This is a genomic window from Pseudomonas xantholysinigenes (assembly GCF_014268885.2).
GTDB lineage: Bacteria > Pseudomonadota > Gammaproteobacteria > Pseudomonadales > Pseudomonadaceae > Aquipseudomonas > Aquipseudomonas xantholysinigenes.
Genome location: NZ_CP077095.1, coordinates 2595661 through 2609722, shown reverse-complemented (window position 1 = coordinate 2609722; position 14062 = coordinate 2595661). Strand labels below are relative to the sequence as shown.

Below are 14062 nucleotides of genomic sequence, written 5' to 3'. Positions count from 1 at the left end.
GGCCCGCGCAGGCACGCGGTTCCCCACAACCGGGGAAAGCTGATAGCACATTGCCCTGCGACGATTCCCCAACAGTGGGGAAACGCCCTGGCACCCCCTCAGTCGACGCGTTCCACTGTAGCGGAATCACGCAAACGTTGGCGCACCACTTGCCGCGCCTGGGCCTGCAATTGGGCGACGAGCGCATCCCTGGCCAGGCGCAGGCCGTGTTCAGTTGAGACAGAAGGATTATCACTTTGGTTCTGCTGTCCTTGCAGTGCTTGCCTATTGGCCTGATGAAAGGCGGCGATCTCGGCGCTGCTGGGCTCCTCGATCGCGCTCAGCCGCGCATAGGCTTGTTGGGCGGCCAGTTCATGTCGAGTGTAGTCAGCGAAGGACGACCGATCGAAACCGGCCTCCTGCAACCGACGCTCGAATACTGCCGGGCTGCCGAACGCCGCCTCCAGCTCGCCCACCTGGGCCTGCACCTGCGCATCGCTGACCTCGATGCCCTGGCGCTGCGCCTCCTGCCAGAGCAACTCTTTGTCGATCAGCTCGTCCAGGGCCTGGTCGCGCAGGCGCTTGTACAGCGTCGGGTTGCGGATACTGGTCAGTGCCCGGCCCTGGGCCTGGAGGTACTCGCTGAAGTAGCGCTCCAGGCGCAACACGCCGATTTCCACGCCATTGACCCGCGCCGCGGGCAACTCGGCACGGCTCGTCTGGGTGAGCAGCAGCAACAGGCACAGCGTCAGCATGCGCATGATCAGGCTCTCCAATCAGCACGCCCACCAGGGGCGGCCGCGATCCTATGGACTGTCCGGCGCCGCGCGATACGGCGCCACCTCGATAAAACCCGGCCCCGGCAAGCTCACCGCGACCACATGGGCACCTGCCAGGCCCTGCCGGCGTCCCGGGCCAAACCCGAGCAATGGGGTCAGCCCGGTGTCGACGTCATGCAATTGCTCGAGCGCATCCAGCAACTGCTCGCGGCTGGCATCGCGCCCGACCTGCCGTAATGCCTCGGCCAGCAGGCGCCAGGCGCACCAGGTGCTCACCTGTAGCGACGCCTGTCGCGCATCCAGCCCCTGGCGGCGCTGTATCCCGGCCAGGGCCGCCCTACCCTGCATGGTCCAATCCCCAGGGACGAAGGGGTAAGCCAGAAGCACTCGCCGCGACCACTGCGCGGGCAACTCCGCGACAACACTGGCCACCTGCCCCGAAGCCGCGAGCAGGTACGGCGTTCGCCCGGCGGCCTGCAAGCTGGCGGCCAGCTCGGCGAAAGCTTGCGCGTGACCAAGGTAAACGATGCCCTCACCCGCGGGTGGTGTGCCGTCGAACACCTGCACCGGCGGCGGCGACCAGCCCATTTGTCGCAAGCGTTGATGCAAGGTTTCAGCGGCGGCGGCCTGGCCGGCACCGGCATAGACGATCTGCAATCGCTCCTGCCCCAAGGCTTCACGGGCATGCAGGGCCACGCTGAGCAGCTGCTCGGGCAACCCTGGCAGGGGGTCGAATACCTGGCGGTTGCCACCCGCGCGTGGCGTGGCGCCGACCCACGGCACGCCGGCAGCTTCCACGGCCTGGGCCTCGAGCAGTGGCGCCAAGGGCGCCACCAGGGCAAACACCTGCGCCTGCAGCAACGTCTGAAATGCCTGGGCGGTACTAGCGACATCGTATCCCGGATCCTGCACCACCAATTGCAGGCGTCGGCCATGCACCCCACCCTGCTGGTTCAACTGCTCGACAGCGTCCTCCAGCACCGCGCGCACCACCCGCCCGGCCTCTGCCAGCGGGCCTTGCTGCGGCAGCAGGGTGCCGAGGCGCAAGGTCGCTTCCTCCAGCCCGGGATCGCGGTCCTCGTCCAGGCGCTTGAGGTACGCCGTGAGGTTGCGCTGGTCGGCCAGGCTCAGCTCGAAGCGTGGCATCGCAGGGTCAAGGCGATTGCCGCCCGGGTCGATGCCTGTGCGGATGACCCGGGCCAGGCTGGCATCGCTGTAGGCCGGATAGCGCCGGCGATTGCTTTCGCGCTCGCCCGCCCCCAGCGCCAGCCGTTGCCAGTCCAGGCTCGGCGGGCGCACGCCGCCCTCGCTGCGGCCACGGCCGTCGTTGCCGTGGCAACTGGCGCAGGGCAGCACGCTGGCCGGCACGCTGATGTCGCTGGCGCCGACCCGGGCTAGCAACTGCGCGTCGCTGCTGGAGACGCCTTCACGGTACAGGCGCTTGCCGGCTTGTTCATGGGGCGTCAGCTCCAGTGCCAACACCGGTTGGCACAGACACCACCACACCAGCAGCCACCACTTTGCAGCAACGGGCTTGTCCCGCGATGGTGACTTGCGTGGTCCACCCGGTGGACTACCGTCGCATGGAGTGCGGCCGCTGCGCGGCCGATCGCGGGACAAGCCCGCTCCTACAAGGGGGTAAGTGCCCATCTCGATATCACCGCCCAGCCAGCGGTTGGGCCAGCAACTGCATGCGCTGGGCGATGGCCGCAGGCGGGGCGTCGGGGCGGATCTTGCTCCAGCGCTTGCCCCCCACGTCGCCGGCGATCAACTGCGTCGAATGCTGCTCGGGGCTGGGCAGGAACTGCCCCAGGCGCCCCAGCACCAGGTCGACGCTGGCCTTGTCGCCAGTGAGAAACAGCCAGTTCGGCCCGTCCACTCCCTGCTTGCGGGCAAAGGCCTTGAGCACTTCGGGCGTGTCGTTGAGCGGGTCACTGCTGACCGAGACGAAAGTCACCTGCGCCGCCAGCGCCGGCCCCATGGCCTCGCGCACTTCGCGCAGCTTGCGGGTGATCAGCGGGCAGGCGTCATTGCAGTGAGTGAAGATCACATTGAGCATCACCACCTTGTCCTTGAGCACATCGCTGTAGAAGCGCAGCTCACGGCCATCCTGGTCCTTGAGCACGGTATCGGTGAACCAGGTCTGCGCATCACGGGTGCCGCCGCCGCTGACCATGGTCGGCGGTGCCGGTTGCGCGGCCGGGGCATGGCCCTCATGGGCCAGCGCCACCGAGGCGAAGATCCACAGGCAGGCGGCCAGCACCAGCCAGTCGAGGCCGCGCATGCCGGCCTGGCGCGACGTCTGGGTACTCATGGTTGCGCCTCCTGGCCGGCGATGGCCGTGCTCTTGGCATGCACCCGGCGCGCGCCGAGGCGGTTGATTTCGCTGATCAGCACATTGGGGTCGGTGAAGCCGTAGTAGCGCGTCCAGTGGCCGCTGCGCCCGTCACCGACCAGGATCAGCGGTGGGTGCTCGCTGAGGTTGGCGCTGAAACTGCCCAGGCCCTTGAGGGTTTCGCTGATGGCGTAGGGCGAACCGGTCAGCCAGCTCCAGCCTGGCCCATGCTGGAATGCCCGGGCATAGCTGGCCAGGCGCTTCGCGTCGTCGCGCTGCGGGTCGACGCTGATCGACACCAGGCGTATCTCCTCGCCCACCCGGCCGCCGAGCTGCTGCTGGACCTTGCTCATGATCGACGACACCACCGGGCACACCGTGGTGCAGCTGGTGTAGATGAAGCCCATGACCACCAGGTGGTCGCCCACCAGGTCCTGTTCCAGGCGCACCGGCATGCCGTCCTGGTCGAGCAGCGGCACATCGGCGAAACGCACGCTGGTCTTTTCCTGGCGCGCGGCGGGCGGTTCGCTGGGTTGGCCACCATGCTCATGTCCGGCATGGGCCAGGACCAACGGGCTGGCCAGCAGCAGGCTCAAGCCCAGCAGGGTCACGCGGGAAGATCGGTTCATCGCAGGCTCCTGGGTTCCCCTTGGGAAGCGGTGGACGACGTCGTCGCGGGCAGCACCCGCAGGCTGGTGAAGTTCTGCTCGGCAAAGGTGCGACCCAGGCTGGGCGACTGCACATGCAGGTACCAGGCGCCGGCCTCGGCCAGCTCCAGCGTGGCCTGGTAGACCCCCTCGCCCATGTCCACCAGCTGCACGTTGCGCGGCAGCGACGAAGGCGCGAGGAAATAGCGCAAGGTCAGGTCGCTCAGGCCGGTGCGCGGCTGGCCGTCCTCGCCGAGGATGCGCACCCGTGCCTGGTATGGGCGATGCGCAGGCCAAGGCTGGCCGCCACCGATGAACTCGGCGTGGGCGCGCTTGTGCTGGCTCGCTTGCGGCAATGCCGCCACTTCGGTGCTGAAGCAATGGATGATCTGCGGCTGGTTGAGCAGGAACGCCACATCGAAGGTGCCGGCGGCCGGCAGTTTCACCGTCGAGCCATACACCCCCGGCGCCACCTCGCGCAGGCTGCGGTCGATGACGATCGCCGCGCGGGCCTGGTGGCCGCGATTGTTGTAGCCGGACATCGGCGCGTTCATGCCTTCGGCATAGAAGTAGGTGGTGTTGTCCACCGGGTTGACCGCGAACACCGCGTTGTCATCGCGCGACACACTCACGCTCTGCGCCAACGGCAGGTCGCCGGCTTGGCGCGGCGCCGCGGGGCCGGCCTCGAAGCCCTGGACGATCGGCTCGCGGCCCTGGCCGAGGCTGGCCAGGTTGATCATGCTGACCTTCGGCGAAGCCAGGCCGCGCACATAGGCATAGCCCTTGGTGAAGGTCAGTTGATAGGGCTCGGCGGCTACATCGATGCGGTGGATCAGTTGGTCGTTGCTGGCGTCGATCACCAGCGCCTGGTTCTCCTGGGTGTTGAGCACCACGCCAAAGCGCCCGTCGCGGCTGAAGCGCATCGGCCCCAGACCCTGTTCGGCCTTGACCGTGTGGCGCAACTGGTGGCTGCGGGCATCGATCACTCGCACCGTGCCTTCCTCGCCGTCGACCACATACACCGCCTGGGACAACGGCGAGTAGGCCACCGACAACGGGTGCGGGCCGACTTCGAGGGTCTTGACCAGGCGCATCTGGGCGATGTCGATCACGCTCAGGGTGCCCGCGTCCCGGTTGCTGACAAAGGCATGGCGCGAGTCGCCGCTGAAAGCGATCTCGTGGTGACCGGAGCCGGTGCTGAACGACTTGAGCATGGTGCGACTGGGCACATCGATCACCGTCACGCCGCCCTTGGCCGGGTCGCTGCTGTTGTTGCCAACCCACAGCAGGCGCTGGTCCGGTTGCAGAGCCATGCGCACCGGTTGCTCGCCGGCCTCGAGGGTGGCCACGCGGGTGAAGGTCTCGGTGTCGATCAGCGCCACCTGGTTGCGTTCGGGCATGGACACGAACACCTGCTTGTCGTCGCCGGTGGCCACCCAGTCCATGGGCCGCCCCGGCAGGTCGATGCGCGCCAAGGTGCTGGTGATCCCGCCCACCGACACGGTCGGATCGATCACCGTGAGGCTGGCGTCCTTGTTCAGTACCAGCAGGAAGTAGCTGTTGAGGTCGAGCAATGGCCGGGCGCCGATGCTGCTCTTGAGAAACAGCGCCACCCGCGCCTTGCAACCGCTGTCGCGGTCGCCGAGCGGCGCCGCCTGCGCCGGGTCCAGCCAGGCACCTGGGGCCATGCCCGACAGTGGCTGGCCGCTGGACTGGTCAGTGACCTTGAAGCGGATGCTGGCGAAATCGCCTTCGCGCAGTTCGCTGCCGCTCAGCGGGCGCGCCTCGAACTCCACGGTCACGCCATCGCGGCTGAGCCGGTGCAGGGCCTGTGGGTCGGCGCTTTCCTGCAGCAGCTCGCGGGGGTCGCACCAGAGTTTTTCGTAGGCGACGCCCAGGCCGATCAACGCGCTGCCCAGCAACAGGCCCAGGTATACCGGGCTCAGCTTGCGGTTCATGCCGGCACGCGCAAGGTGGGGCGTTCGAGGGGGATGAGCATGCTGCACCTCCACGGGGCTCAGGGGTCCTGTGGAGGTAGCTAGCAAGCGCTATGCCATAAATAAAATTGTTTTTAATCAACAACTTGAGAATAAAGTTCAAGCCTGTTGGGGAGGCAGCCCCAAAGCCGGGGGCGCTTTCGCACCTGCCCCATCGGTGCACGCCGTCGCGTTGGCAGCGCAACGGCCTTGTAACGCAGCAGAGCCGCAAAGCGGCCCTGGGAGTTCAACGCCAATGCGAAGATCCCGGGGCCGTATTGCGGCTCTTTGGTGGCGCAGGTGCTGCTACTGATGGTGGTAGCAAAGCCCCCCTACTGCCCCGGCGCCGTAGCCGGTGGCGCCTCGTTGGTCACCCGCAACAGCCCCCACAGCCCCGAGGTGTTGCCATACGCCGCATAGTCGCGGAACAGGTAATCCCCCGGCACCGCGTTGGCGCCACCGGCGCTGGGCAGCATGAAGCTGAAATGCGCCGCCGGCAGCACGCTCTCCTGGGCACCCACGTACATCGCCATCGGGTTGTAGCCGTATCGCACCGAGCCGATACCTGGCAGGCTCATCGGGTAACCCTCCACATCGCTCTTCTCGGCCTGGAAGTTATGCAGCGGCCACACATGCCCATCCAGCTGATAGGTCATCCCCCGACTGCCGCCGCTGGGCATGACGATGTGGTTGCGCAGCGGCTGCCCTGGCTTGGCGTACAGCACCGGGGTCTGCGGATCGCCACCGACCAGGGCGTTGCTGTAAGCCATGTGCGCATTGGGGATGTCGGCAAAGCCTAGCCCGTCGGCGTGGCCGAACGGCGAGTCAGGCGCCATGCCGAAGCGCAGCCACAGCGGCTCGGTCTTGTAGTTCACGGCCATGTTGCCATTGTCCTGTGGATCGCCCGCCGCGCCGTTGCCTTCGGTATTGATCCCCGCCACCGGGGCGCCGTCGGCCCAGCGCATGTTCAGCGCTCGCTGCCATACCGTGACGAAGTCGCGGTAGTCGGCCTGGCCGCTGATCTTCACCGTGGCCTGGGCGCGGCTGGCGTTGTCCTCGATCCAGGTGGCGCTCTGCGGCAGGATGCTCATGGCGCCCACCAGGCCTTTCTGCGGTTGCTTGATCACATCCGCCGGGGTCAGGTTGAGGCCGCCGAACTCGATGGCGGTGGTGTTGATGTTGTCCACCGTGCGGCCCAGTTGCAGGGTCGGCTTGCCTTCGCGCTCCAGGTGCCCGGCGTAGTACTGGTACACCTTGGTCGGGTAGGCGCCGCTGCTGCCGGTACGTGGCGGCACGGTCTGCACCGGGTTGAGGCCAACGTTGACGCCATCGGACTTGGTGATGTCGTAGGCCAGCAGTTGCGCGTGCAGGCCGACATGGCTGGACGGACGCATCAGGTTGTTGGCGAAGGCCGTGGCGCCCTCGCTGTCGAAGCGGTCGCGCTTGGCCACGTTGTGCATCACCGCGGTGCTGGGCAGGTCCGGCATCATCAGCGGCAGACGGTTCTCCAGGGTCACGCTGATGCAGTCGCCGGCATTGGCGCGCAGGATCAGCGGCTCCACCGGCACGCCAGGCTTGAGCTTGCCGGTGCCAGGGTCGAGGTCGGCCTTGCGCACATAAAGGATCGCAGTCGGGTCGTGCAGCGGCGCGCTGTGGCCACCGATGGTGAAGGTCTCGCCATCCTCGGGATCAACCCCACTGACCAACGGGATGCTGGTACGCCGGCTGTTGAACACCAGTGTGCCGCCATTGGCCTTGAGCGGGCCGCCGACATGCTGGCCAACGCCGTTGGGGTCGTTGATCGCCACGTTGTTGCTGTTGGCCAGGATGTCGTTGGCCAGCGCGGCGACCACTTCATAGCTGCGCTTGACCGTCGGCCGGGTGCCGATGCCATTGGCGTTGGCCGTGGTTTTCGGGCAGATGCCGTCGAAGTTCACGGTGTTGCGCATGGCCACCGGCTGCGGGTTGTTGGGCAGCGGGAACAGGTCGGCACGCTGCGCGGTGTAGTTGCGCATGATGCCCCAGATGCCATTCCAGTATCCCTCGAGCGCCGCGTCCAGCGAGTACAGGTAGTCACCGTTGGTGGCAGCGGAGCTGGAGATCATCGACACCGGCGCCATGAAGCCCAGTTGCTCGGAAATGCCGATCATCTGCGACGACTTCCACCCCGAGTTGGAGCTGTTGCCGAAGCCCGAACCGTTCTGCAGCCACTTCACCCCATGCAAGGTGACGTTGTGCTCCTCTTCATGGCCGCCGGCGTGCATGCGCAAGCGCACGTTGTCGCCGGAATAGGTGCGTAGCATCGGCGTGAACGGGTCGCCCGGCTCGCTGCCGGCCTTGTTTATATGCGGCGGGAACAACGTGGTGCCGCCGGTGGGGCCGACCGCCTGGGTGATCGCCGACGGCGCCAGGTTCATCGCCGGGATGGCGCGGTCGGTACGGGTCTGCAGGGCGTAGCCCAGATCACCGCCCAGGCCGTCGGCCTGCATGCCGCGCTTGCCGTCCGGGCCGACCTTGTTCGGGTCGAACACCCGCAGGGCCAGGGGCTCGTTGCGGTAATTGACGACGAACATGCCCGGGTCATCCACCGAGATTGCCTGCGGGCAGGGTCGGGTCGGGCAGCCGGGGTTGATGCCGCCGCGCTCCTCGACGATGGCTTCGAGCAGGTTGGAGGCCTTGCCGCGTACCGGCGGGTTGATGGCATAGCGGAAGCTGTCGGCGGTGGCCGGGTAGGCCTGGCCGTCCGGCACGCCATTGGGGCCGGCGCCGACGTACACGCCGGCTTCATAGGCGTGCTGGAAGTCGCTGTACTCGAGGAAGAACTCGCGGTAGCTGTCGTTCTTGCCGTCGCCGTCGTGGTCGCCGGTCTGGATCACCGCCTGCCATGAAGTCGGGCCGCCGTCCTGGCGAGTGGCCGGGTTGTACAGCTGCTCGCCGGTCTCGGCGTGGTACCAGGTGGAGCCAGCGGGCTCGGCCAGCACGGTGGCGTAGAGCCCGAGCTGCTGGTGGGTCGATGGGCCGAGGTGGTCATGGGTGAAGATGGTGCCCAGGCCACGGTCGACGTTGTGCACGTTCACCAGCGGGTCGGCGAACCAGCGTTGCATGGCGCTGCGCGCGCCCAGCCAGTCGGCCCGGCCGAAGCGTCCGAAGTATGGGTGCTGCTTGGCTTTCGGGCAGGCCGCGGTGCCATCGCGGGCATCACCTTCGCTGCAGTTGTTGAAGCTGCGAATGGCGTGCACGCGTTCGACCACGCTGCCCGGCGAGAGGATGCCGTCTTCGTAGTTCCAACCGTTGGCCGAGCCGTCGGCGGCGGTCAGGTCCCATTTGGGCAGGTGGATATGCTGGCCGATCACATCGGTCGGGGTGCGCACCTGGTAGTCGTCCATTTCGTAGAACGACGGGATCAGGTTGGTGTGCACGTACTGGGTGCAGTCGAAGGTGTTCATGCGCATCACCAGCGGCTCCGGTGGGCGCTGCTTGGTGATCACCGGCCAGGCGTCCTCCCACAGGGCAAGGATGCGCGCCTGCGGGAAGTGGTAGCCGACCTTGTTGTATACCGCATCGAACTGGATGTTGGCCGCCTTGTAGATGCGTGGCCGGTCGGCGGTGAAGGTGGACGCGCCACGGAAGCTCATGCCGCTGAGGCTTTCGCCGCTGAAGAACTCACCCTGGCCCGAGCCTTGGGTCAGACGTTTGCCGCGGTCATCCATGCACGGTTCGTAGTAAGGCGCGCCGGCGGTGGGCAAGGCGCCGTTGGTGCGGAAGGCCTTGGCCACCGGCTGGCTGCCGGGGATCAGGGCAAAGCTTGGGTGTTCGGCCTTGGCGTGGAACTGCATCGCCGCCTGCTCGACCTCGGTGCCTTCCTCGGGCAGGTAGATCGGTTTGGCCTTGTGCACCACCTTGGAGAAATCCAGCTTGGTGGTGGTGGTCACCGCCTCGCCGCCAGCGGACACGCCGTCCAGCACGTGGCGACCAAGGCCGCCGTCCCAACCATCGACCTGGTTGGGGTCGAGGTTGGCCCACAGGGCCTTGCCACTGTCCTTGAGTTGCCGGGCCAGGGCCGGGTCGAGCATGTCCAGCGGCGGAGTCGGCGGACGCTGGCCGACACTGCTTTCCATGCCGCCGATCCAGAACGGATAGCCGGGGTTCTTCAAGCTGCCGTCGGCGTTGCGGTTGCTCTCGCTGCGATCGACCAACGCGAGGGAGCCGACCGCGCGCGGCGCGGCGGGTTCGTCCGGATGATCATCACCCTCCTCCTCGTCATCATCGTCATGCCCGGCGACCAGGGTCTCGGAGAGCTTAGGTACCACCGTGACCTTGCCCGGCATCGGCGCCATGGCCTTGCCTGGCAGTGGCACGATGGCCGGGATCGGCGTGCCGGCGACGATCTCGCCATCGGGCAAGGCCCGTGCGCCCGGCGCCGGCTTGCCACTGCGCAGGGCGAACGGCGTGGCATGGAAACCGTTCTCGCCCTCGCCGCTGACCGCCAGCCGGGTGCCCGGCTCGAACACATCGTGCACCCGCCACATGGCCCACATGCCCTGGGCGAAGTGCGGATAGAAATGGCAGTGGTAGATCGCGTCGCCCGCCACCCGGTTGCGGTTACCCGAGCCGCCGTTGGCGATTTCGTAGGTGTAGCCCACGCCCGGGCCGATGCCCTGGGCGTCGATGTAGTCGGAGTTGTCGTCGTTGGGGTTGAACAGCCACTGGTGCCCGTGCAGGTGGAAGATGTGCTGCTCGTGGCCGTTGTGAGTGTTGCGGAACTTGGTGAAGTCGCCAATGTAGCTGTGGTGCACGTTGGCCGGCTCGGCCGGGTACAGGGCCATGCTCGCCTTGACCCCGGTGGCGCTGGCCGGCGGCACTTCGCCCGGACGAATCTGCTCGAGGCCGACGTTGGCCGGAACATCCACCAGGGTGCCGATGTCGCCGACGGTGTGGGCACTGAGGAAGAACTCCTCATAGGCGCACGACAGGCAGTCATGCATCGGCCCCACGCCCAGGCGGTTGGCCACCACCTCGGCGCCCATGCCGCCGGAGCCGTAGTTGATCATGAACGAGTCGCGGGTCGGCTCCAGCACGTGGCCCATCACCGGGTCCGCCCAGTAGCCGGGGAATGCCTGGGTGCCGGCCACCTCGTCGGCGAACTGCGATGCGAAGTCGCGGAACGCCTCCAGCCGGTTGGGCAACGCCGGGTTGCGCTTGCCGACGCTTTCCAGGGGGTAGGTGCTCTTGGGGAAACTGCCGTCGGGGTTGGGGCCCATGACGATGGCATCGGTCTCGCTGTTGACGATCTCGTTGCCGTCGACCATGGCGATGATCGGCTTGCCGGCCTTGCCTTCGGCGATCCACGGCTGGCGTTGCGGGTAGCGCGCCTCGTAGTCGATCACCGGCTGGCCGGTGGCGGTGCGCCCGGTGGTGGCCAGGCGCATCTCCTCTTCGGTCAGGGTGTTGCGGTAGGTGCGCCCGGCCTTGGGCACCACCACCACCTGGCCGAACAGGCCGTTGGCGACGTTGCCGGCATTGCCTTCGCCACCGAACGGCGCGCCACGGCTGGAGGCGGCAAAGGCGCCTTCGCGCTCGGCGTACAAGGTGTAGCTGCGGGTGCTGCCCGGGGCGACCAGGAAGTTGCCGTTGCGCCCGGTGTTGGCCGCGATGTCGGCGATGCTGTTGACCGCCTGCATGCCATTGACCTGGAAGCCCACATGGCGGTCGCTGACCTGTTCATCGGCGATGAAGTCCTCGCCGTGCTCGACCTCCGGCAACTCGCCCTCCTCGCCTTCCTCGCCCTCTGCTTCCTCGGGCTCGATGCCATGCTTGTTGGGGTTGGCCTGGTAGGCCAGCAGGTTGGTCAGGTTGACCGTCAGGCAATCGCCGGCGGCCACCCGCAGCACGATCGGCCGTGGGCGTTTGTCCGGACGCAGGGTGACCTTGCCCGGCACCGCGGCGCCACCACTGCTCAGCGGCACCTGGTGTTCGTCCACCACGTCCTGGCGCAGGGCGAACAGCATGCCGTTGGCGTTCTGCGCGCCAAGGCGGTTGAACATCAGCGGCTGATCCAGGGCCACCACGTTGGCCACCAGCGTGCGCTGGCACTGCACGGCCGCCTCGCTGTTCGCCTGCCAGGCGAGCAGCGCCAACAGCAATGAGGACAAGGCCGGACCTTTGCGGGGGGTCGACATGGGGCACCTCCGGGACGCAGGGATTCTGCGGGGAGGTCGAGCAAGGCCCGTGCCAGTAAATTTGTTCATATTTTTCAACAGGTTGATTTTCATCAACCACGACTCAGGGCAATTTGCCCCACTTGAACAACCGGAAATGGGGGCACGGCACCGGCTCCTGCAACGCTCAATCACCTCGATAGCATTTAATGATTGAACGCCCCCACACAGGTGCAGTAAGCTCGGCCTCAATCACTGGAGAGCAACATGTCGAAACATTCCTGCAACCACGCCAACACCACCGGTCGCGCCGCGCGCCCTGTGCTGGCCGTTGCCGGTCGTAACGTCGTTGCCGCGTTTTATTTTGGGTATTGGTTTAGCCACTAGGCGCCGATCCCCACCCGGCGCCCACCTTCGAGGGGCCGCCGAACATGAGAATACTCAAACCCCCGGTCGGCTCCCCGACCGGGGGTTTTGTTTTTCCGGACCTTTGCACACCGATTCAACTTGAGGACAGATTCATGAACTACGCCACTTATTACCGCACCTTTGCATGGCGATTTAGCCAGTTCCGTTCGGGCCAGCCTGCCGCCTCCGTTCGGTCGATTTCCGGTGGCATTGCCGCACAAACACCCCTTTTGACGATTTGTCGAACACCTCGATAGGGCCGACCGCGCGGGCCAGAACCCGCTGTCCGCCCAAGGAAGAACACGCCATGCAAGCCTCCAACCTCGCCCTGCCCCTGACCCAGCCGCAAGCGGCCAACACCACTGTCAGCCAGCGCCTGCCCAGCCCGCACCTGCTCAAGCAGCAGATGCCGCTGTCCACGGAACTCACCCAGCAAGTCCACGCCCAGCGCCAGGCAATCCGCGCCATTCTCGAAGGCCGCGACGAACGCCTGCTGGTGGTGGTCGGCCCCTGCTCGCTGCACGACCCACGCTCGGCCCTGGAATACGCCGACCGCCTGGCCGCCCTGAGCCACGAAGTCAGCGACCGGCTGCTGCTGGTGATGCGCGCCTACGTGGAAAAACCGCGTACCACCGTGGGCTGGAAAGGCCTGGCCTACGATCCGCACCTGGACGGCAGCGACGACATGCACGCCGGCATTGCCCTGTCCCGTGGCCTGATGCTGGGCATGCTCGAACGCGGCCTGCCGGTCGCCACCGAATTGCTGCAACCAATGGCCGCCGGCTACTTCGACGACCTGCTCGGTTGGGCCGCCATCGGCGCGCGCACCACCGAGTCGCAGATCCACCGCGAGATGGTCAGCGGCCTGGAGCTGCCCGTGGGCTTCAAGAACGGCACCGACGGCGGCGTCGGCATCGCCTGCGACGCCATGCGCAGCGCCGCGCATCCGCACCGCCACTTCGGCATGGACGCGCAGGGCTACCCGGCGATCGTCGAAACCCTGGGCAACCCGGACACCCACCTGGTGCTGCGCGGCGGGCACCAGGGCCCGAACTACGATGCCCAGAGCATCGCCCAGGCACGCCAGGGGCTGGCCAAGGCTGGGTTGGAGGCGCGAATCATGGTCGATTGCAGTCATGCCAACAGCGGCAAGGACCCGGCGCGCCAGCCGGCGGTGTTCGAGGACGTGCTGCGCCAACGCCTGGCCGGTGACCGCTCGATCGTCGGCATGATGATCGAGGGCCACCTGTTCGAGGGGTGCCAGGCGCTGGGCAAGGGCGCGCTGCAGTACGGCGTGTCGATTACCGATGGCTGCCTGGGTTGGGACGCCACCGCGCAGATGCTGCGCCAGGCTGTCGAGGCCCTGCGCTGAACGCACGGTCGGTTGACGTTGGAGCGCTGCTGCCTGGGTCGCCACGACCCGGCGCGCGCTTACCGGGCATGACGGGCGAGTGGCTTTGCGCTAGGCTTGCGGCTTCACTTTCAAGGAGCATTACCCATGGCCCGTGCCACCGCCCGTCACATCCTGGTCAGCAGCGAAGACAAGTGCAACGAACTCAAGGCTCAAATTGAAGCCGGTGCCGACTTCGCCGAAGTCGCCAAAGCCAACTCCACCTGCCCGTCCAGCCGTCAGGGCGGCGACCTGGGCTCTTTCGGCCCGGGCCAGATGGTCCGTGAATTCGACACCGTGGTGTTCAGCGCACCGCTGAACGTGGTGCAGGGGCCGGTGAAGACCCAGTTCGGCTACCACCTGCTGGAAGTGACCAGCCGCCAGGACTGA

At 66.9% G+C, this 14062-nt stretch carries 8 protein-coding genes; 2 read left to right on the top strand and 6 right to left on the bottom strand.

The window, feature by feature from the left end:
- Positions 1–98: 98 nt before the first annotated feature.
- The 6 genes from HU772_RS11755 to mnxG all read right to left on the bottom strand — a co-directional run bounded on the left by HU772_RS11755 (position 99) and on the right by mnxG (position 11895).
- On the bottom strand, positions 99–740 hold the full coding sequence (locus HU772_RS11755) for a SurA N-terminal domain-containing protein (protein WP_186657930.1): 642 nt from the start codon (positions 738–740) through the stop codon (positions 99–101).
- A 45-nt stretch (positions 741–785) separates the two neighbouring features.
- Positions 786–2264 (bottom strand): cytochrome c/ABC transporter substrate-binding protein, encoded by a 1479-nt coding sequence (locus tag HU772_RS11750; protein ID WP_225923136.1) that lies wholly within the window; start codon positions 2262–2264, stop codon positions 786–788.
- A 151-nt stretch (positions 2265–2415) separates the two neighbouring features.
- A complete protein-coding gene (locus tag HU772_RS11745) occupies positions 2416–3072 on the bottom strand; it encodes an SCO family protein (protein WP_186657925.1) in 657 nt (218 codons plus the stop codon).
- A complete protein-coding gene (locus tag HU772_RS11740; protein WP_186657923.1) occupies positions 3069–3722 on the bottom strand; it encodes an SCO family protein in 654 nt (217 codons plus the stop codon). The genes HU772_RS11745 and HU772_RS11740 overlap by 4 nt, the downstream gene beginning before the upstream one ends.
- Complete coding sequence (locus HU772_RS11735) at positions 3719–5698, bottom strand: cytochrome D1 domain-containing protein (RefSeq protein WP_186657920.1); 1980 nt, start codon at positions 5696–5698, stop codon at positions 3719–3721. The genes HU772_RS11740 and HU772_RS11735 overlap by 4 nt, the downstream gene beginning before the upstream one ends.
- 350 nt (positions 5699–6048) lie before the next feature.
- Positions 6049–11895, bottom strand: coding sequence for a manganese-oxidizing multicopper oxidase MnxG (gene mnxG, locus HU772_RS11730; protein ID WP_186657917.1), 5847 nt, complete (start codon positions 11893–11895; stop codon positions 6049–6051).
- A gap of 694 nt (positions 11896–12589) precedes the next feature.
- Between mnxG and HU772_RS11725 the strand changes: the two genes are divergently transcribed.
- The gene (locus tag HU772_RS11725; protein ID WP_186657914.1) at positions 12590–13654 is read left to right on the top strand and encodes a 3-deoxy-7-phosphoheptulonate synthase; all 1065 of its coding nucleotides are present in this window, start codon (positions 12590–12592) and stop codon (positions 13652–13654) included.
- A 126-nt stretch (positions 13655–13780) separates the two neighbouring features.
- Entirely contained in the window at positions 13781–14062 is a 282-nt protein-coding gene (locus tag HU772_RS11720) for a peptidylprolyl isomerase (RefSeq protein ID WP_027594867.1), read from the top strand.

Excerpts from the sequence above, each read along its gene's own strand:
- mnxG (WP_186657917.1), bottom strand. The coding sequence starts at position 11,895 with ATGTCGACCCCCCGCAAAGGTCCGGCCTTGTCCTCATTGCTGTTGGCG.
- HU772_RS11755 (WP_186657930.1), bottom strand. The coding sequence starts at position 740 with ATGCGCATGCTGACGCTGTGCCTGTTGCTGCTGCTCACCCAGACGAGC.
- HU772_RS11745 (WP_186657925.1), bottom strand. The coding sequence starts at position 3,072 with ATGAGTACCCAGACGTCGCGCCAGGCCGGCATGCGCGGCCTCGACTGG.
- HU772_RS11720 (WP_027594867.1), top strand. The coding sequence starts at position 13,781 with ATGGCCCGTGCCACCGCCCGTCACATCCTGGTCAGCAGCGAAGACAAG.
- HU772_RS11740 (WP_186657923.1), bottom strand. The coding sequence starts at position 3,722 with ATGAACCGATCTTCCCGCGTGACCCTGCTGGGCTTGAGCCTGCTGCTG.
- HU772_RS11725 (WP_186657914.1), top strand. The coding sequence starts at position 12,590 with ATGCAAGCCTCCAACCTCGCCCTGCCCCTGACCCAGCCGCAAGCGGCC.
- HU772_RS11735 (WP_186657920.1), bottom strand. The coding sequence starts at position 5,698 with ATGAACCGCAAGCTGAGCCCGGTATACCTGGGCCTGTTGCTGGGCAGC.